General features: G+C 72.8%; 15 protein-coding genes. 3 read left to right on the forward strand and 12 right to left on the reverse strand.

Features of this window, described 5'->3' with window-relative positions; genetic code table 11:
* Positions 1-4 precede the first annotated feature (4 nt).
* A complete protein-coding gene (locus AC5L35_RS05125) occupies positions 5-757 on the forward strand; it encodes an SDR family NAD(P)-dependent oxidoreductase (RefSeq protein WP_495058367.1) in 753 nt (250 codons plus the stop codon).
* Here AC5L35_RS05125 and AC5L35_RS05130 read toward each other — a convergent pair.
* From AC5L35_RS05130 to hutH, 8 genes are all read right to left on the reverse strand, one after another.
* Positions 748-3,501, reverse strand: coding sequence for a molybdopterin-dependent oxidoreductase (locus tag AC5L35_RS05130; protein WP_495058368.1), 2,754 nt, complete (start codon positions 3,499-3,501; stop codon positions 748-750). The two genes, AC5L35_RS05125 and AC5L35_RS05130, sit on opposite strands and share 10 nt — an antisense overlap.
* Positions 3,501-4,382 carry an FAD binding domain-containing protein gene (locus tag AC5L35_RS05135; protein ID WP_495058369.1) on the reverse strand — a complete coding sequence of 294 codons (882 nt, stop codon included), beginning with the start codon at positions 4,380-4,382 and terminating at the stop codon, positions 3,501-3,503. The genes AC5L35_RS05130 and AC5L35_RS05135 overlap by 1 nt, the downstream gene beginning before the upstream one ends.
* A 67-nt stretch (positions 4,383-4,449) precedes the next feature.
* Positions 4,450-5,025 carry a hypothetical protein gene (locus tag AC5L35_RS05140; protein WP_495058370.1) on the reverse strand — a complete coding sequence of 192 codons (576 nt, stop codon included), beginning with the start codon at positions 5,023-5,025 and terminating at the stop codon, positions 4,450-4,452.
* Between the two features lie 153 nt (positions 5,026-5,178).
* Entirely contained in the window at positions 5,179-6,360 is a 1,182-nt protein-coding gene (gene hutI, locus AC5L35_RS05145; RefSeq protein ID WP_495058371.1) for an imidazolonepropionase, read from the reverse strand.
* A complete protein-coding gene (locus AC5L35_RS05150; protein ID WP_495058372.1) occupies positions 6,357-7,712 on the reverse strand; it encodes a formimidoylglutamate deiminase in 1,356 nt (451 codons plus the stop codon). The genes hutI and AC5L35_RS05150 overlap by 4 nt, the downstream gene beginning before the upstream one ends.
* Positions 7,709-8,995, reverse strand: coding sequence for an allantoate amidohydrolase (locus tag AC5L35_RS05155; RefSeq protein ID WP_495058373.1), 1,287 nt, complete (start codon positions 8,993-8,995; stop codon positions 7,709-7,711). Before AC5L35_RS05155 ends, AC5L35_RS05150 begins: the two co-directional genes overlap by 4 nt.
* A complete protein-coding gene (gene hutU / locus AC5L35_RS05160) occupies positions 8,992-10,650 on the reverse strand; it encodes a urocanate hydratase (RefSeq protein WP_495058374.1) in 1,659 nt (552 codons plus the stop codon). The genes AC5L35_RS05155 and hutU overlap by 4 nt, the downstream gene beginning before the upstream one ends.
* Positions 10,651-10,683: 33 nt before the next feature.
* Complete coding sequence (hutH, locus tag AC5L35_RS05165) at positions 10,684-12,222, reverse strand: histidine ammonia-lyase (RefSeq protein WP_495058375.1); 1,539 nt, start codon at positions 12,220-12,222, stop codon at positions 10,684-10,686.
* Positions 12,223-12,311: 89 nt separating this feature from the next.
* Here hutH and AC5L35_RS05170 point away from each other — a divergent pair, with 89 nt between their 5' ends.
* The gene (locus tag AC5L35_RS05170) at positions 12,312-13,088 is read left to right on the forward strand and encodes an IclR family transcriptional regulator (RefSeq protein ID WP_495058376.1); all 777 of its coding nucleotides are present in this window, start codon (positions 12,312-12,314) and stop codon (positions 13,086-13,088) included.
* Positions 13,089-13,184: 96 nt separating this feature from the next.
* Here the strand turns inward: AC5L35_RS05170 and AC5L35_RS05175 are convergent, their stop codons facing one another.
* The 4 genes from AC5L35_RS05175 to AC5L35_RS05190 form a co-directional block, all read right to left on the reverse strand.
* On the reverse strand, positions 13,185-14,843 hold the full coding sequence (locus AC5L35_RS05175; protein ID WP_495058377.1) for a purine-cytosine permease family protein: 1,659 nt from the start codon (positions 14,841-14,843) through the stop codon (positions 13,185-13,187).
* A 113-nt stretch (positions 14,844-14,956) separates the two neighbouring features.
* Positions 14,957-15,880 (reverse strand): class A beta-lactamase, encoded by a 924-nt coding sequence (gene bla, locus AC5L35_RS05180; protein ID WP_495058378.1) that lies wholly within the window; start codon positions 15,878-15,880, stop codon positions 14,957-14,959.
* Between the two features lie 87 nt (positions 15,881-15,967).
* Complete coding sequence (locus AC5L35_RS05185) at positions 15,968-18,025, reverse strand: heavy metal translocating P-type ATPase (RefSeq protein WP_495058379.1); 2,058 nt, start codon at positions 18,023-18,025, stop codon at positions 15,968-15,970.
* A gap of 87 nt (positions 18,026-18,112) precedes the next feature.
* On the reverse strand, positions 18,113-18,394 hold the full coding sequence (locus AC5L35_RS05190) for a DUF1490 family protein (protein ID WP_495058380.1): 282 nt from the start codon (positions 18,392-18,394) through the stop codon (positions 18,113-18,115).
* A 219-nt stretch (positions 18,395-18,613) separates the two neighbouring features.
* Here AC5L35_RS05190 and AC5L35_RS05195 point away from each other — a divergent pair, with 219 nt between their 5' ends.
* On the forward strand, positions 18,614-19,477 hold the full coding sequence (locus tag AC5L35_RS05195; protein WP_495058381.1) for an amidohydrolase family protein: 864 nt from the start codon (positions 18,614-18,616) through the stop codon (positions 19,475-19,477).
* The last annotated feature ends 406 nt before the right edge of the window (positions 19,478-19,883 follow it).

The raw sequence follows: 19,883 nt of genomic DNA on the forward strand, positions 1-19,883 counted from the left end.
CCGGATGACCTCACTACCTCGCAACGCCGTGGTCACCGGCGCCTCGTCCGGAATCGGGGCCGCCGTGGCGGAGCGCCTGGCGCACCACGGCTGCCGGCTGTTGCTCGTGGGCCGGGACCGCGACCGTCTCGACGCCGTCGCCCTCCGCAGTGGCGGCCGCGCGCTGGTGGCTGACCTGCGGGAACCCGCCGGGGTCGAGGCGGTGTCCGACGCCGCGGACGGCTGGGCGGAGCTGCTGGTCCACGGGGCCGGGGTCGGCGCCGCCGGGCCGCTGGCCGACACGCCCGCCCAGGTCGTCGACGAGTTGCTGACCGTCAACCTCGTCGCTCCCGTGCAGCTCACCCGGGCCCTGCTGCCGACCCTGCGCCGGGCCCACGGCCACGTGGTGTTCGTCGCCTCCGTCGCGGCGATCGGGGTGGCGTACGAGGCCGCGTACTCGGCGACCAAAGCCGGCCTGCGCGGGTTCGCCGACGCGCTGCGCGTGGAGTCGGACATCGGCGTCACCACGGTCCTCCCCGGCGCCGTCGCGACCCCGTACTACGAGCGGCGCGGGGAGCCCTACCACCGGCGCTTCCCGCGTCCGGTCAGCCCGGAGCGGGTGGCGGGCGCGCTCGTCGACGCGGTGCGCCGCGACCGTGCCGAGGTGTTCGTGCCGCGCTGGCTCACGGTCGGCGCGCGCGTGCACGGCGTCGCGCCCGCCGCCTTCGCGCACCTGTCACGGCGCATGGACCGGCGGCCGGACGCGGGTCACGCCTGACCCTCGGCCGCCTCCCGGAGGGTCAGCCACACCGTGTCGCGGGTGAACGGGAGCCGGGTGAAGCGCACGCCGGTGGCGTCCCGGAGCGCGTTGGCCAGCGCCGGTGCGACGGGAATGAAAGGGCTCTCGCTCATCGACTTCGCCCCCAGCGGGCCCATCGAGTCGGCGGTGTGGGAGAAGTGGACCTCCGTGCGCGGCACGTCGGCGAAGGCGGGCAGGTGGTAGCGGCGGAAGTCCGGGGTGCTGACCTCCCCGTTCTCATCGATCCGGACCTGCTCGTACAGGGCGGCGCCGAGCGCCTGGGCCACCCCGCCCTCCACCTGGCCGCGTAGCTGCATCGGGTTCATGACCACGCCGGCGTCGGCGGCGTGGACGCTGCGCAGGATCCGGATCTCCCCGGTGTCGGGGTCGACCGCGACGCGGAACCACTGCGCGTTGAACGCCACCGAGCGCGGGGTGCCGTCCGAGCGACCGGCCGCGGCCGGTTCGCGACCGGCGGCACGCATCGCCGCCCCGAGCTTCGACAGCGGCCGGCGCTGCCCCGCACAGTCCACGGCGTCCGGCTCCAGCCGGCACCGTCCCGGGTCGGTTCCGGTGAAGTCGGCCGCGCAGGCGAGCAACGCCGCCCGCAGGGCCTCCGCCGCGCGCAGCACGGCCTTCCCCCCGACGACGATGCCCGCGGAGGCGAAGACACCCGTGTCGTGGCCGACGATGTCGGTGTCGGCCTGCCGGATGCCGATCTGGTCCACCGTGGTGCCGAGGGTGGCGGCCGCGATCTGGCGGAGGACGGTGGCGAGGCCGTTGCCGAACTCGACGCTGCCCACGGCCAGGTCGAGGCGGCCGTCCTCCAGCAGCGTGAGACGGGCGTCGGCGAAGTGGCCACCGGGTGGCCCGGTGGCGATCATGGACAGCGCCATGCCCTGCCCGACCAGCCAGCCGTCGGGTGCCGGCTCGCCTGCCGCGTCGCCTGCAGTGTCGCCTTCGGCGTCGCGGACGACCTCGAGGCACTGGTCGAGCCCGTAGCTGCCCATCTCCAGGTCCGGCTCCGGGCCGGCCGGGTCGGCCACGGGATCACCCGAGACGATGATGTTGCGCTCGCGGAACGTGGCCGGTTCGATGCCCAGCCGCCGCGCCAGCTCGTCCAGCGCCGACTCCACGGCGAACGTCACCTGGCTGAGCCCGTAGCCGCGGAACGCACCGGAGGGGACGGTGGTGGTGTAGACGGCGAAGCCGTCCACCTTGCGGTTCGGGCAGCGGTAGAGCGCCAGTGGCTCCGAGCAGCTGTGGAAGAGGACGGACGGGGAGTGGTTGCCGTAGGCGCCCGCGTTCGAGACGACCCGCAGCGCCAGGCCGGTGAGCGTGCCGTCGCGGCGACCGCCCACCTTCATGTGGACGGTGAAGGGGTGGCGGGTGGTGGACGCGGTGAACTGCTCGGCGCGGGTGTACTCGAGCTTCACCGGGCCGCCTGTGCGCAGCGCGGCGAGCACCACGACGTCCTCCACCAGCATCTCCTGTTTGCCGCCGAAGCCGCCGCCGACGCGCCCGGCGACCACGCGCAGCCGGTCCTCCGGCAGGTCGAACAGGTCGCACAGGACCCGGCGGGTCAGGAACGGCGTCTGCGTGCTGCTGCGGACGGTGAGCCTGCCGTCCCCGTCGAACCAGGCGACGGCTCCATGGGTCTCCAGGTGCGCGGGCTGCACCCGCTGCGTACCGAACGTCCCCTCGTAGATCGCGTCGGCCTGCTCGAATGCCCGCTCGACGTCGCCGACCTCCTCGTGCATCTCGGCGACGACGTTGTCCTGGGGCCGGGCGATCCGGGTCTCCGGGCCCTTTCCCGGGTGGATGACCGGCGCGCCCGGGGACATGGCCCGCTCCGGATCGGTCACGGCGGGCAGCACCTCGTACTCCACGCGAACCCGCCGGCAGCCCTCCGCCGCGGCGGCCTCGGTGTCGGCCACCACCACGGCGACGCGCTGCCCGATGTGGCGCACCACGTCGTCCAGCACCCGGGTGTCGGCGGGGTCCTCCTCCGGGTGCTCGTGGCGAGCCGTGGAGAACAGGCCGGTCGGGGCGTCGTGGTGGGTGAGCACGGCGACCACCCCCGGCACCGCCATGGCCGGCCCCGTGTCGATGGCGACGATCCGCGCGTGGGCGTGCGGGGACCGGAGGAGCGTGATGTGGCGCACCCCCGGGACGTCGGTGTCGCCCGGGACCTCGATGTCGAAGGTGTAGCGGGCGGTCCCGGTGACGATCTGCGGCCCGGCGGGGGCGGCCACGCTGCAGCCGACGGCCTGGCCCGGGGCGGGCTCGTCGACGTTCCGGACCCCGCGCACGGCGTCCTCGATCGCGCGGTAGCCGGTGCAGCGGCACAGGTTGCCCTTGAACGCGCGCGGCAGGTCGGCCAGCTGCTCCTCGTCCAGTGCCGCGGTGGTCATGATGAACCCGGCCGTGCAGAACCCGCACTGGAAGCCCTGCGCGTCCAGAAACCGTTGCTGCACCGGGTGCAGCACGCCGCCGGTCGCCAGCCCCTCGATCGTGGTGACCTCGTGTCCCAGCGCGCGGTGTGCCGGGTAGAGACAGCTGTGCACCGGTTCCCCGTCGACGTGGACGGTGCAGGCGCCGCAGTCCCCCGCGTCGCAGCCCTTCTTCACCCCGAACCAGCCGCGCTCCCGCAGGTAGGTACGCAGGCACTGCCCAGGACGGGGCCGCTCGGCGAACTCGCGCCCGTTCACCACCACGCCCATCAGGCGGTCCCCTCCCCCAGCTCGCGGCGGATCTCCTCCGCCAGCCGTTCCGTCATGTGCCGCCGCCAGGCCGGGAGCCCGTGGATGTCGTCGACGTACGCCTCGGCCGGGATCGCCTCCGCCACGGCGTCGGCGAGGCCTGCCGCGTCCGGGACCCGGCCGAACCGCAGCTGGACCGGCCGGGCCGTCGAGGCGGTGACGGTGAGGGTCAGTGAGCCGTCGAGCGGGTCGAGACGGCCGATGAGCAGGGCACCGGAACGCCCGACGCGATGGAGCGAGGCCTGGCGGAACGCCGTCCTGCTCCGCAGCGCGGAGGCGGGCAGGGTCACCGACCGCAGGAGCTCCCCGTCCGACAGCACCGTGGTGCCCGCACCGGTGACGAAGTCGGCGACCGGCACGAACCGCAGGCCACCATCGGGGGCGATCACGGTGGCGGTGCCCTCCAGCGCCGCGGTCAGGGAGATCATCGGGCCGGCCGGCAGCGCGGTGCAGAGGTTGCCGCCCACCGTGGCCATCGTCCAGATCTTGAAGGAGGCGACGAACGCGTGGCAGCACTGCGCCACCAGCGACGGTCCGGCCGCCGGCCGGACCGCGGTCCACCCGGGCGGCGGGGCGAACCGCGCCAGCTCGGCGACGGTGCACGTCGCCGCGATCTCCAGGCCGCGGCCCGTCACCTCCAGCGGAGCCCACCCCATGGCGCTCAGGTCCAGCAGCCGGGTGAGGTGCGGCTGCGGCTCGGCGAACAGGACCGTCCCACCCGCCAGCCACGCATCACCCGGTCGCCACCCGTCGAGCTCCCGGGCGCTCCGGATCTCCGTCACCGTGTCCAGGTCCACACCCACCACCATCCGCCCGCCGGTCGATGCCTGCGCGGCACACACGCGGCCACCCGCAGCGCGGGGGCGCCACCCGGCACACACCGGGGACACGCCCGTCAGCGCTCCGTCGTCACGGCTGGGTGTGGAAGGCGAAGCCGTTCTTGTCGCACCCGATCGCTCCGCTGCCGTACGCGCCGGTGTCGGCCAGGCAGTTCCACCCCTGCACGTCGAGGACGTGCGCCGTGCCCTGCGACTTGGTCGGGGCTTCCTCGTAGTACTCGGCGATGATGTTGAACGCCTCGGTGCACCCGACGATGCCCGCCTTGGTCTCCACGGCGAGCAGATCCACCTGCTTGCCGCCCTTGGGGCCGACCTTGCCGCAGTTCACCGCGTCACCGTCGGAGCCGGAGTACGACTTCTTCCCGTTGGCGTAGCCGCTCGGCGCGGGGGCCGGAGCCGCATTCGGGGCCTTGGGCGCGGGGTAGTGGGCCTCCGGGGCGCCCCCGGCCACCACGGTCACCGGCGGCGCCAGCGGCACCAGCGCAGACGGGTCCTGGGCGGACGGAGCCTGGGCGACCGGAACCGGGGCGGAGGGCACATTGGCGGCCGGGGTGACGGCGACCCCGGGCACCGAACAGGCCGACACCAGGCCGACTGCGGCGAGCATCAGACCGACGGTGAACCGGCGAGCGGGGTGGGGACCCATGGGAACTCCTCATGATCAGGTCGAGAACGCGGGCCTCCGCGGGATCGCGGCCGGTCCCCGTGCACCGACGGGCGCGCCTTTTCGCAGCGCTCGGAGGTGATCACGTGAGGGTCGTTCCGGCGGTTCACAGGAAGCTCAGGTTTTCCGGATCGCCTATCCCGTGACGTCGAGAATGCCGGTGATCGGCACACCGGGCCGATATGCCAGATATCGGTAGGACGGTGCGTCGAGCACAGCGAGGTCGGCCCGGGCGCCGACACCCAGGTGGCCGACGTCGTCGCGGCGCAGCGCCGCCGCGCCACCGGCGGTCGCAGCCAGCACGGCCTCGGCCGGGGTCATCGCCATCTCCCGGACCGCCAGCGCCACGCACAGCGCCATGGACGAGGAGAAGCACGTGCCGGGGTTGCAGTCGGTGGCGAGCGCGACGGTGACGCCGGCGTCGAGCAGGCGGCGGGCGTCGGGGTAGGGCTGGCGGGTGGAGAACTCGACGCCGGGCAGCAGTGTCGCCACCGTGGTGCCCGACGCGAGGGCGGCGACGTCCGGGCCGGTGAGGTGGGTGCAGTGGTCGACGCTGGCGGCGCCAAGCTCCACCGCGAGCTGCACGCCCGGCCCCGGGCCCAGCTGGTTGCCGTGCACCCGCAGGCCGAGCCCGGCGGCCCGGCCGGCCTCCAGCACCGCACGGCTGGCTGCGCCGTCGAAGGCGTGGGGTGACGCGGGTTCGCAGAACACGTCGACCCAGCGCGCGTGCGGGGCACAGGCCGCCAGCATCGGGCCGGTGACCAGCGCGACGTACTCCTCCACCCGGCCCGCGTACTCCGCGGGTACGACGTGCGCGCCGAGGAAGGTCGTCTCGTCGGTGACCTCCCGGGCGAGCCGCAGGGCGCGCTCCTCGTCGGCCACCGTCAGCCCGTACCCGCTCTTGATCTCGACGGTGGTCGTGCCCTGGGCGCGCATCTCCGCGACGAGCCCCCGCAGGCGCGCGCGCAACTGCTCGTCGTCCGCCTCGCGCGTGGCCCGGACGGTCGAGGCGATCCCACCTCCGTCGTAGGGGACGCCGGACATCCGGGCCTCGAACTCCGCGGAGCGCTCCCCGGCGAACACGAGGTGGGAGTGGCTGTCGACGAACCCCGGCAGCACGGCGCGGTCGCCGACGTCGATGCGCTCGTCCGCGGAGGGAGCCGCGGCGGCCGGCCCCACCCAGGCCACCGCGCCGTCCTGCACCACGAGAGCCGCCTCGGGCACGAGCCCGAGTGGACCGGCACCGAGCGACGGATCGTTCGTGACGAGCTCCCCGATCCCCGTGATCAGCGTGGCGGCGTGGGCGCTGGTGGTCATCCCGTGCTCCAGAAGGGCTCGATCGCCTGGCGTAGCAGTGCTCCGACGTCGCCCAGCCGGTGGACGCCGCCCGTCACGACCCGCACGCCGTCGACCACCACGGCGTCGACGTCCGCGGCGGTGGCCACCAGCACCACCTGCTCGGGAGCGGCCCCTGCGGTGCGGGGGCCGTCGAGGCGCACGGCGACCAGGTCGGCCCGCTGCCCCGGCGCGATCCGGCCGGCGTCCGGCCAGCCCAGACAGGCGTGGCCCGCCGCGGTGAGGACGCCGACCAGCTCGGCGGGCGCGAACCGGCCCCGCTCCCCGCGGGCGAGCCGCTCGTGCGACTCGACCAGCCGGGCCTCGGCCAGCAGGTCGGTGCTGACGTGCTGGTCGCTGCCGACCGCCAGCGGCGAGCCGGCGTCCCGCAGCGCACGGAACGGGCCGATCCCGTCGGCGAGGTCCGCCTCAGTGCTCGGGCAGGCGCAGACGGTGGTGCGCGAGCCGCCGAGCAGAGCGATGTCCCGGCTGTTCAGATGGGTGGCGTGGACGGCCGTCGTGGACGGTCCGAGCACGCCGTCCCCGGCGAGCAGCTCCGTGGGGGTGGCGCCGTAGAACGCCTGGCAGGCCGCGTTCTCCCGCGGCTGCTCGGACAGGTGCACGTGCAGCGGGCGGCCGGCGGCGGCCGTCACGACGAGCGGTAGCTGCGCCGCGGGAACCGCTCGGACCGAGTGGATCGCGGCGCCGATGCGCACCCCTTCGCCGTCCTCGAGCCCGGCGGCCCGCGCGGCCCAGCCCGCCGCGTCGCTGTCGGAGAACCGGGCCTGCACCGCGTCGGGCGCGGTGTGGCCCGCGTCCTCCAGCCCACCGGACAGGTAGCAGGTGTCGAGCAGGGTGAGCCGCACGCCGGCCTCGGCGGCCGCCCGGATCAGCGCGTGCCCCATCGCGTTCGGATCGGCGTACGGCTCGCCGCCCGGGCCGTGGTGCAGGTAGTGGAACTCCCCGACGGCGGTGACGCCGGCCAGCACCATCTCGGCGTAGGCCGCGCGGGCCAGCGCGAGGTAGGAGTCCGGATCCAGCCGGGCCGACACGGCGTACATCCGCTCGCGCCACGTCCAGAACGTGCCGCCCTCGTCGTGGGTACGGCCGCGCAGCGCCCGGTGGAAGGCGTGGCTGTGGGCGTTGGCGAACCCCGGCAGCACGAGACCGGGCAGCCGTTCGTCGCCGGGTGCGGCCTCCACCCCGGTCTCGACGGCGGCGATCCGGCCGTCGGCGACGGCGACCCGGACGCGGGGCACCGGACCCGGTCCGAGCCACGCCTGCTCGCACCAGAACGTCCGTCCCGGCGGGGGCCGGGTCGACGGTGGGGTCACCCCAGCTCCTCCACGACACGGGCGAGGGCCGCGACGCCACGGTGACAGTCGTCGGTCTCGGCGTGCTCGTGCGGGGAGTGGGACACGCCGGTCGGGTTGCGCACGAACACCATCGCGGTGGGCACACCCGAGGCGGAGAGGATCCCGGCGTCGTGGCCGGCCCCCGTCGGCAGTACCGGCACGGGTCGCCCGGCGTCGCCCAGCAGGACGGCGAGCCGGTCGCGCAGGACCACGTCGAAGTCCGTCGCCGAGGTGAAGGACTCCTCGACCGGGTCGGCTCCGGCGGCCGCACCGACCGCGGCCACCACCGCCCGCACGTCCCGCTCCGCCGGCCCGCGCGCGTCCAACCACGCCGTGACGGCCGACGGGATGGCGTTCACCCCGTTCGGTTCCACCCGCAGCTTGCCGATCGTGGCCAGCGCCTCGTGCCGCTGCGCTGCACTGCGAGCAGTGCCCACGGCCGCGGCCAGCGCGAGCATCGGGTCGTCGCGGTCGGCCAGCCGGGTGGTGCCGGCATGGTCGGCGCGGCCGCGCAGGTCGAGCCGCCACCGGCCGTGCGGCCAGATCGCGCTCGCCACCCCGACGGCCGCGCCCTCGCCGTGCTCGGCGTCGACCAGCCCCTTGCCCTGCTCCACGTGCAACTCGACGAAGGTCCCCACGCGGCGCAGCGTCTCGGCGTCGGGGCCGACCTGGTGCGGGTCGTGTCCGCCGGCGGCCATCGCCTCGGCCATGGTGGTGCCGTCGGCATCGGTGAGCGAGCGGGCGCGGTCGGCCGGGAGCGCGCCGGTGATGATCCGGCTCCCGGCGCACGCCACCCCGAACCGCGCGCCCTCCTCGTCGGAGAAGACGGCGACGCCGAGCGGGCGCCGTGGGGACCAACCCTCGCCGCGCAGCAAGTCCAGAGCGGCCAGCGCCGACACCACACCGAGCGGACCGTCGAACGCCCCGCCGTCGGGCACCGAGTCGAGGTGGCTGCCGACCACCAGCCCCGGGCCGTCGGCATCGGGGTCGCCCCACCAGGCCCAGAGGTTCCCCGCCCGGTCGGTGGTGACGTCGAGCCCGCGCCGCTGTGCCTCGCCGACGAACCACTCCCGCAGCGCCGCGTCCGCCGCGGTCCACGCGAAGCGCCGGTACCCGCCGGTCCCGCCGTGGCGCCCGACCGGCGCGAGCTCACCCCACAGGGCGTCGAACGCGGCCGCCCCCGTTGCAGCAAAGCCACGTTCATGCCACCTCGTTGCCGCAACGTGGCTTTGCTGCAACCCGGGCTGGGGGCGGGGGGTCATGCGTGTTCCTGCATCGGGACGCGCAGGTGGTGGGCCTCGGCCACCTCGGCCGCCGTCTCGTACCCGGCGTCGACGTGGCGCAGCACCCCGCTGGCCGGGTCGTTGGTGAGGACGCGCTCGATCTTGCGGGCGGCGAGCTCGGTGCCGTCGGCCACGGTGACCTGCCCCGCGTGCAGCGACCGGCCGATCCCGACCCCACCGCCGTGGTGGATGGACACCCAGGTCGCTCCGGACGCGGTGTTGACGAGCGCGTTGAGCAAGGGCCAGTCGGCGATCGCGTCGGAGCCGTCGGCCATCGACTCGGTCTCCCGGTAGGGCGAGGCGACGGAGCCCGTGTCCAGGTGGTCGCGGCCGATCACGACCGGTGCCGACAGCGCACCCGAGGCGACCATGTCGTTGAACCGCAGCCCGGCGCGGTCGCGCTCGCCCTGCCCGAGCCAGCAGATCCGGGCAGGAAGCCCCTGGAACGCGACCCGCTCGCGGGCCGCGCGGATCCAGCGGTGCAGCCGGTCGTCGTCGGGGAACAGCTCCAGCACGGCGTCGTCGGTGGCGTGGATGTCGGCCGGGTCGCCCGAGAGCGCGGCCCACCGGAACGGCCCCTTCCCCTCGCAGAACAGGGGCCGGATGTAGGCCGGGACGAACCCGGGGAAGGCGAACGCGCGCTCGTAGCCGCCGTGGCGGGCCTCGTCACGCAGCGAGTTGCCGTAGTCGAACACCTCGGCACCCGCGTCGAGGAACCCCACCATCGCCTCGACGTGGCGCGCCATCGACTCGCGCGCCCGGTCGGTGAACTCGTCCGGCTTCGCGGCCGCGTACTCCGGCCAGTCGTCGAGATCGACGCCGTCGGGCAGGTAGGACAGCGGGTCGTGGGCCGAGGTCTGGTCGGTGACGACGTCCACCTCGACGCCGCGGCGCAGCAGTTCCGGCAGCACCGCGGCGCAGTTGCCGACCACCCCGACCGACCATGCCCTGCGCTCCCGGCGGGCCGCCTCGCAGCGGGCCACCGCGTCGTCGAGGTCGGTGGCCAGCTCGTCGAGGTAGCGGTGCTCCACCCGCCTGCGCAGCCGGGCCGCGTCGACGTCGACGACCAGGCAGACCCCGCCGTTGAGCGTGACGGCCAGCGGCTGCGCGCCACCCATGCCGCCGCAGCCCCCGGTGACGGTGAGCGTGCCGCCCAACGTGCCGCCGAACCGCTTGGCGGCCACGGCGGCGAACGTCTCGTAGGTGCCCTGCAGGATGCCCTGGGTGCCGATGTAGATCCACGACCCCGCCGTCATCTGCCCGTACATGGTGAGGCCGAGCCGTTCCAGCCGCCGGAACTCCGGCCAGGTGGCCCAGTCGCCGACGAGGTTGGAGTTGGCGATCAGCACGCGCGGCGCCCACTCGTGGGTGCGCAGCACCCCGACCGGACGGCCGGACTGCACCAGCATCGTCTCGTCGTCGGCCAGCGTGGTGAGCGTGCGCACCATGGCGTCGAAGGACACCCAGTCCCGCGCCGCCCGGCCGGTGCCGCCGTAGACCACGAGGTCGTCGGGCCGCTCGGCCACCTCGGGGTCGAGGTTGTTGCAGAGCATCCGCAGCGGCGCCTCGGTCTGCCAGGAACGTGCGGTCAGGGTCGTGCCGCGGGCGGCTCGGACGGGACGGGCGCCTTCCATGGCGGCCTCCTTCTGGCGTCGGAAGAGCGTCGGTCAGTGCAGGGGACCGGTGACCGTCTCGGCCGCCGCCACCGCCGCACCGGAGGCGACCAGCTCCACGGCCGCCTCGATCTCAGGAGCCAGGTAGCGGTCGGGGCCCGGCCCGGGAACCTGCTCGCGCAACAGGTCACGCACCGCCCCGGTCGCCGCCGCCGGCGCCAACGGAGCCCGCAGGTCCAGCGCCCGCGCCGCCGTCAGCAGCTCGACGCCCAGCACCCGGGCCAGCCCGTCGATCCCCCGCCGCAGCTTCCGCGCAGCCGCCCACCCCATCGATACGTGGTCCTCCTGCATCGCACTCGTCGGAATCGAGTCCACCGACGCGGGAACCGCCAACCGCTTCAGCTCCGCCACCACCGACGCCTGCATGTACTGCGCAATCATGTGCCCCGAATCCACACCGGGGTCATCGGCGAGAAATGCCGGCAACCCCTGGCTGCGCGCCACATCCAGGAACCGATCCGTCCGCCGCTCACTCATCGACGCCAGATCCGCCACCGCGATCGCCAGGAAATCCAGTACATAACCCAACGGGGCACCGTGGAAGTTGCCGTTGCTCTCCAGTCGCCCGTCCACCGTGACCACCGGATTGTCGACAGCGGCGGACAGCTCACGACCGGCCACCGACTCCGCGTGAGCCACGGTGTCGCGGGCGGCACCGTGCACCTGCGGCGCACATCGCAACGAATACGCGTCCTGCACCCGCGTGCACTCCGGCGTCCGATGACTCGCCATCACCGCCGACCCCGCCAGCAACACCCGCAGATTCGACGCCGACGCCGCCTGTCCGGGATGGGGACGCAACGCCTGCAGATCCGCCGCGAACACCGCGTCCGTGCCCAACAGGGCCTCCACGCTCATCGCCGCCGCGAGGTCGGCGCCGCGCAGCAACCGTCGCAGGTCGTGGCAGGCCAGCACCAGCATCCCCAGCATGCCGTCGGTGCCGTTGATCAGTGCCAGACCCTCCTTCTCCTCCAGCACGACCGGCGTGATCCCCGCCGCGGCCAGCGCCTGCGCGGCGGGCACCAGCTCACCCGACCCGTCGCGGACCGTGCCCTCGCCCATGGCCGCCAGCGCGCAGTGCGCCAGCGGCGCGAGATCCCCCGAACACCCCAGCGACCCGTACTCACGCACGACGGGGGTGATCCCCGCGGACAGCATCGCCGCGTACACCCGCGCCGTCTCCACCCGCACCCCCGTCCGCCCCGTCGCCAGCGTGGAGAGCCGCAGCACCATCAGGGCCCGCACGACCTCGCGCTCCACCTCCGGCCCCGACCCCGCCGCGTGCGACCGCACCAGGCTGCGCTGCAGCTGAGCCCGCCGGTCCAGCGGAATGTGCCGCGTGGCCAACGCCCCGAACCCCGTCGACACCCCGTAGTGCGGCCGGACGTCCTCCGCCAGCGACTCGACGATCTTGCGGCTGGCGGCGATCTCGTTCTCCGCGTCGGCGGAGAGGACGACGCTCGCCCCCTCCCGGGCCACGGCGAGGACTTCTTCGGGCGACAACGGACCGGTTCCGACGGTGACTGCATGCATCACTGCATGGGACACCCGGCCCCGGTCCGGCCACCACAGGCCGTCGGCGAACTCTGTCCGGGATGCCGGACAGTTGCTAGCGTCCTCGGGTGCCCGGCCATCCATTGAAGGTGCCCGCGGCGCACCAGGTGCTGGCCGTTCTGGGCTACCTCGCCCGGCAGGCCGGTCCCGTGCCCGCGGCGGCGATCACCCGCGACCTGGAACTGCCTCGCTCCACCACCTACCAGCTGCTCACCACGCTGGCCGAGAGCGGGTACGTGGTGCATCTGGCGGACGAACGACGCTACAGCCTCGGGGTGGCCGCCTACGAGCTCGGCACCGGCTACGTCCGCCAGGCGCCGCTGCAGCGCATCGCGCGGGTGCCGCTCGGCCGGCTCGTCGACCGGACGGGCGACACCGCCCACCTGGCCGTCCTGCACGGCCGGGAGGTCGTCTACGTGATCGAGGAGCGCGCCCCCGGCCGGCCACCCCTGGTCACCGACGTCGGGGTGCGGCTGCCCGCCCACCTCACCGCCAGCGGCCGGGCGATGCTCGCCGCGCTGCCCGGGGCGCAGATCCGGGCGCTCTTCCCGCAGCCCGACGCGTTCGTCACCCGCAACGACATCGGCCCCCGGTCGCTCTCCGCACTGCGCAGGCTGCTCGTGGAGACCCGCCGTCGCGGCTATGCCGTCGAGGACGGGGAGGTGACGCCCGGCTTCGTCTCGGTGGCCGTGGCCGTGCTCGACCACGCCCGCTATCCGGTGGCCAGCGTGGCCATCACCTTCCCTCGCAGCCCCACGGCCGCCCACCACGAGGAACGCGTCGACGAGGTCAAGCGGACGGCGCGAGCCATCGCCCACCGCGTCGGAGGCCGGGCCGCGGAGTAGGACCACCGGCGCCACGGGTTGCAGCAAAGCCACTTTCACGCAACCTGCTTGCAGGAAAGTGGCTTTGCTGCAACGTGTCGGGCACCGGGGAGCGGGTCAGGTGCGCGTCGCCGGGAGCACGTGGTCGCCGACCTTGTCGGTGCTCAGGCACAACGAGCAGACGTGGGCGTCGTGGGTGTGGCACGCAGCCATGTCGGGCCGCTCGAACTCCTGACGGCAGACGTGGCAGCCGAGCACGTCACCGGACGGGTTGCCGTGCTCGTCGTACATCGGCAGGTCGATGCCGTCATCGGTGCGCCGCACGTAGTACTTCCCCTTGGTGGCCAGCGCGATGATGGGCGGGAGAACCAGGCCCAGGCCGATGGCGACGAGCGGCGAGAACGGCTGGATCCCCGATCCGAGCGCCCCGAAGAAGGCCAGGATCGACACGCCGGCGGCGATGAGCATCGAACCGAAACCGACCGGGTTGAACGAGTAGATCATCCCGCGCCGGAACTCGGGCTCCTTCGGCGAGATCTTCAGCAGGTACTTGTTGATCGCGATGTCCGAGGCGACCACCACGACCCAGGCCATGCCGCAGTTCGCGTAGAAGCCGAGGATCGTGTTGAGGAAGTCGAACATGTTCGCTTCCATCAGGATCAACGCGATCAGCAGGTTGACACCGAGGAACACCAGCCGGCCCGGGTAGTGCTTGGTGACGCGGGTGTAGGAGTTCGTCCACGCCAGCGAACCGGAGTAGGCGTTGGTCACGTTGATCTTGATCTGGCTGATCACGACGAGCACCACGGCGAGGGTCAACGCGGCCCAGCCCGGCATGATGTCCTGGTAGATCTCCAGGAACTGGTGCACCGGCTGGTTGGCCACGGCCGTGCCGCCTGCGACGTTGGCGATGATGTAGACCGCGAGGAAGAGCCCGATCACCTGCTTGATCGCGCCGAAGATCACCCAGCCGGGCCCGGCGAGCACCATGGCGGCCCACCAGCGGCGTGAGTTCTCCGGCGTCTTGGGGGGCATGAACCGCAGGTAGTCGATCTGCTCGGCGATCTGCGCGATGAGCGACAGACACACGCCGGCGGCGAGCATGATCGAGCCGAGGCTGGGCGCACCCTGGCCGTTCGCACCCTGGTAGGCGAAGAACGAGTCGACCGACTCCGGGTGGGTGATCAACAGGTAGGCGAAGGGCAGCACCATCAGGACCAGCCAGAGCGGCGTCGTCCAGAGCTGCAGCTTCGAGAGCAGGGACATCCCGTAGACCACGAGCGGGAAGATGATCAACGTCGATATCGCGTAGCCGAGCCACAGCGGGATGTCCAGCCCGAGCTGGAGGCCCTGGGCCATGATCGAGCCCTCGAGCGCGAAGAAGATGAACGTGAACGTCGCGAAGATGACGTTCGTGACCACGGATCCGTAGTACCCGAAGCCGCTGCCGCGCGTGATCAGATCGAGGTCCAGATTGTACCGGGCCGCGTAGAACGCGAGCGGAAAACCGGTGGCGAAGATAACCACCGCGAAGACCAGAATGCCCCACAGGGCGTTCGTCGTACCATAGGAGATCCCAATGTTCGCTCCGATGGAGAAATCGGCCAGATAGGCGATTCCACCGAGCGCGGAAACCGCTACGACGCCGGTCGACCACTTACGGTAGCTGCGCGGGGCGAAACGCAGCGTGTAGTCCTCCAGTGTCTCTTTTGCGGCGGTACCGATATCGGCGGCCGCGGTGGTTTCGGTCGCAACGAGCGACGGATCTGGTGACACGCGCTGACCTCCGAGTATTCGTGCTGCTCTTCGTCAGCGAGTATGTGTCAGCACTCGGCGCGGTCGGTTTCCTTACGATAATGGCTGTGTTACACCCGTGATCAGCTACGGGGTCAGCCGAGCTCGTCGGCCACCACGGTTGCCGCCTGGGCGAGCAGAGCGTCGTCGGTGGAGGCATCGGCGGCCGACCGGCTCGACAGGATCGCGACGACGAGGGGCGGTGCGCCAGGGGGCCAGACGACCGCGACGTCGTTGAGGGTGCCGTAGCTTCCCGTGCCGGTCTTGTCCCCGACCCGCCACCCGGACGGCAGCCCCGCCCGGATCCGGGTGTCGCCCGTGGCGTTGCGGACGAGCCAGTCGGTGAGCAGTGCGCGATCGGGGCCGTCCAGCCGTTGCCCGAGCACCAGTTCCCGGGCGTCGGTCGCCAGCGCCCGCGGGCTGGTGGTGTCGCGCTCGTCGCCGGGCACCGCGCTGTTGAGTTCGGGCTCCCTGCGGTCCAGCCGCGTCACCCCGTCGCCCAGGGAGCGGGCGAAGGCGGTGATCGCAGCCGGGCCGCCGAGGTCGTCGAGCAGCAGGTTGGCGGCGGTGTTGTCGCTGTAGCGCACGGCCGCGTCGCACAGTTCGCCGATGGTCATCCCGCCACCGACGTGCCGTTCGGTGATCGGCGAGTAGGACTCCAGATCGCCGGCCCCGTACCGCACCCGCACGTCGAGGTGCTCCGGCGGGTTCCGGTCGAGCACGGCGGCGGCCGCCAGCATCTTGAACGTCGAGCACAGGGCGAACCGCTCGTCCGCCCGGTGGGTCAGCTCCTGCCCCGTGCCCGTGTGCACGGCGTACACGCCGAGCCGGGCGTCGAAGCGGCGTTCCAGCTCGGCGAACCGCTCGAGGGCCGCCGGGCGCACGACGGCCGGGCCGGGCGGCGGCGGGGGGACGACGGCGGGCGGTGTGCCGGGTGCGCAGCCGGCCAGCGGCGCCAGCAGGGCCGCCCGCAGGATGGCCCGCCGGGACGGGGCCCGCGTCCAGTCGTGCCCGCTCACCAGGAGCTCGCCCCCTACAGACCCGCGCGACACACACCCTCGACGCTCGCGGGCTCCCGGCGGGAGCGTGAGAGTAGCGCGGTGGCCCTAGCGCTCCAGGCGGTAGCGGATGAGCCGGGAGCTGTTGCCCACCACGGCCACCGACGAGGCGTTGTGCAGGATCGCCGCCACCACCGGGCTCATCGCTCCCCCGGCCGAGACGAGCAGGCCGGCCGCGTTGACCGCGATCGACATCCCGTAGTTCTGCCGGATGAGGCCGATGCTGCGCCGCCCGAGGTCGCGCAGGTCGAGCAGCTTGCGCAGATCGTCTCCGGCCAGCGCGACGTCGGCCGTCTCGACCGCGACGTCCGTGCCCGCCACCCCCATCGCGATGCCGATGTCGGCGAGCGCCAGAGCCGGGGCGTCGTTCGTGCCGTCCCCCACCATGGCGACCGTGTACCCCTCCTCCTGCAACGACCGGACGAGGTCCTGCTTCGCCTCCGGCGAGACCTGCGCCTGGAACTCGTCGATCCCCAGCTCGGCGGCCACGGCGGCGGCCGTGGCGGGATGGTCACCGGTGAGGAGCACGACGCGGCGCACCCCGTCGGCGCGCAGCGCGTCGAGCACCTGGCGTGACTCCGGGCGCACCGTGTCGCGCAACGACACGAGCCCGACCAGCGTGCCGTTCACGGCCAGCAGCAACGGGGTCTCGGTCGCCCGCTGCAGCTTGCGCACCCAGTCGTGCGCCCTGCGGCTGATCGGCACGTTCTCCCGGCGCAGCAGCTCACGGCTCCCGATGAGCAGGATCCGGCCGTCGGACTCCACCCGCATCCCCTGCCCGAGGAGCACCTCGCACTCCTCGTGCGGCGGGATCGTGATGAGCCGTTCCTCGGTGGAGCGGATCACGGCCTGGGCCAGCGGATGCCGCGAATGGATCTCGGAGCTGGCGGCGTAGGCGAGCACCTGCTCGGGCGTCCAGTCGTCACGGAAGGAGATGACGTTGGTGACCACGGGGCGGCCCACGGTGAGGGTGCCGGTCTTGTCGACGATGAGCGCGTCCATCCGGCCGGCGGCCTCGAGGTGCGCGCCGCCCTTGATCAGGATCCCGCGCCGCGCGCCGTTGCCGATGGCCGCGCTGATCGCTGTCGGCGTGGACAGCCCGACCGCGCACGGGCAGGCGACGAGCAACATCGTCATGGCCCGGCGGACGTCGCGGGTGACCAGCAGCGTCAACGCCGACAGCGCGAACGACGTGGGCACGAACCGGCGGGAGAAGTTCTCCCCCACGGTCTGGATCGGCGCCCGGTCGTGCTGGGCCTGCTCGACCCGGTTGATGATCCGGCCGATCGCGGTGTCGGACCCCACCGCCGACGCCCGCACGACCAGCCGTCCACGCAGCAGCACCGTGCCCGCGGGCAGCTGTGCGCCGACCGTGACGGAGACGGGCAGCTGCTCGCCGGTGATCGCCGCCTGGTCGACGATGCCGTCACCCTCGACGATCTCACCGTCGACGGGCAGCACGACGTGCTCGTGCACGACCACGTCGTCGCCGATCCCGAGCTGGTCGATGTCGACCTCGAGCTCGGAGCCGTCGGCGAGCCGGATCCACGTCCTGGTGCGGGCGCCGGTGAGCAGCTCCGCGATCGCGCGGCGGCTCCGGCGCAGCGTGAGGTCCTGCAGGTACTCGCCGATGTTGAGCAGCCACAGCACCGTCAGCGCGACGACGTTCTCGCGCAGCACCAGGCTCGCCACGGTGGCGGCCGAGACGAGAGCGTCGGTGCCGGCCCCCTTGCCGCGTCCGAGCGAGCGCACCGCGCCACGCAGGAACGGGTAGCCGGTGAAGATCGTGACACCGGTGGCCACCGTGCGACTGGTGGGCCCCAGCATCGGTGGCCGGCGCAGCCCGTAGCGGCGCAGGCCCAGCGCTGCCAGCGCCACCCCGCCCACGACGAGCCGGACCAGGTCACCGTTGGTCACGTCGGCAGAACGGGGCGACCGCTCGGCCGTGGCCTGCGGGTCTGCGCCCAGCCCTTTCCCGATCGCCTCGATGACCTCGGTCCGGTCGCAGCGCTGGGGGTCGAACCAGACGACGACGTTGCCGGTGCGCGGGTAGGCGTGCACCTGCCGCACGTGCGGCACGGCGTCCACGGCGTCCTCCACCGCCACGGCCAGAGCGGAGCAAGCGGTCAGCCCGGGGGTCGCAAACCGGACGCGGCCTGCCGCGTCCGAGACCACGGTGATCGACACGCCGGACTAGTGCTCGTGGTTGGTCGCCGACGCCGCCGTGCCCGGCGGCGGTGACTGCTCGCCGAGCTTCCCTCTGGCCTCGCTGACGATGTCCGCCGTGGTGAGCCGCGCCTTCTCGGCGCCCGTCTCGGCGACCCGCGCCCCGCGCAGCCCCCAGGACGTGACAGTGACGGCGGCGCCGTGCAGCACGTCGCCGCGAACCAGCCTCTTGACCCCGTCGTAGGCGACCGCGCCGACGACGCCGCTGGCCACCAGCCCTGTCGCTCTGCCCAGGAAACCGCCGATCATGACATCAGCTCCTCGTCCGGAAGAAACATCGAGCCTATGTGACGAGGTGGGGGTGACCTGGCATTCACCGCCCAGATGGCCGACCACATCTACATGATAACCATCACCGTAATCTGCAACATCAGACATCCGCGATGGAAACGGCGGTGCCGCGTCACGACCCCTCCGGGAGTTACTATCCGACACGTCCACACACGATCGTATGAAGGAGAAGGTTCGATGGCGTCGTCGGATAAGGTTCACGGCCGCGTGGTCGACGCCCACAGCCACATCGGCACGATGGACGCCTGGCAGTTCTACGACCTGAAGGAGCCGGTCAAGCCGACGGTCTACGAGTTCCCCCGGGCCAAGGACTACCTGAGCCACCTCGACGAGCTCGGGGTCGAACGGGGGCTCGTGCTCCCCAACTACGGCATCCCCGTGCAGGGGCACGCGTTCTCGCTCAACGATCTCGTCCTCGACGCGGTCACCGACAACGAACGGCTCGTCGGCGGCCTCTGGGTCTCGTTCCTCCCGCAGAACCGGGAGATGACACTGCAGGCCCTCGAGCACGCGGGGGCCGATGGGATCGTCGCCCTGAAGACGACGTTCCTGCTCGGGGGCAACCCGGACCCGAACACCTGGGACGAGGAGACGCGCGCCGTCGCCGAGGCCTGCTTCGACGCCGCCGAGCGCCACGGGCTGGTCTTCCACTTCCACACCAGCCCGGGCGGCGCCTCCGACATCGACAACTTCGTCCCGCTCGTGGAGGCCTACGGCAAACGCATCAAGATCTACCTGGTGCACTTCGGCGGCGGCGTGAGCGGCCACATCAAGCTCGTCCCCCGTTTCCTCGACTGGGTGGAGCAGGGCTACCAGGTCTACTGCGACACCACCTGGACCATCGGCTTCGGCGCCCGCTGGCTCATGACCGAGATCGAGCGGCGGGGCCTCGGGGAGGACCGCGTGCTCTTCGCCTCCGACGAGCCGTGGAGCGACTTCTGGAGCGAGTACTGGAAGATCTACGGCGCCCCGGTCAGCGACGAGCTCAAGCAGCGCATCCTGTGCGACAACTACGACGCGCTCTACGGCACCCGCCCCTGACCTGACCAGGGAGTCAGCGACGACGTGAGCCGCCGCCCCCCGCCCGCGAGTCGCCCGTTCCGCCCCCGCGAGTCGCCCGTTTCGCGTCAGCCGACACCCCGGACACGGCGCGCAGGCCGCTCCCCCGCCGGAGACCTTGATCGGCGTCAAGTTCACGCCTTCGCCCCTCGAAGGGCCAAAACCCCCATCTCACGGCGATCAACACCGCGCCGGTCCCGCGAGTCGCCCGTTTCCAGCCCGCGAGTCGCCCGTTTCGCGTCGGCCGGCGTCCCGGGTGCGTAGGTCACTCGCCCGGCAGCGGGCCCTTGATCGTTGTGAGATCCGCGTCTTCGCCCTCCCCCGGGCGAAAACGCGGATCTCGTAGTGATCAGGGTCGGCGACGGTCGCGGGAGCGCGCGACCGGGGA

It is taken from the genome of Pseudonocardia sp. OZ21 (assembly GCF_059359135.1).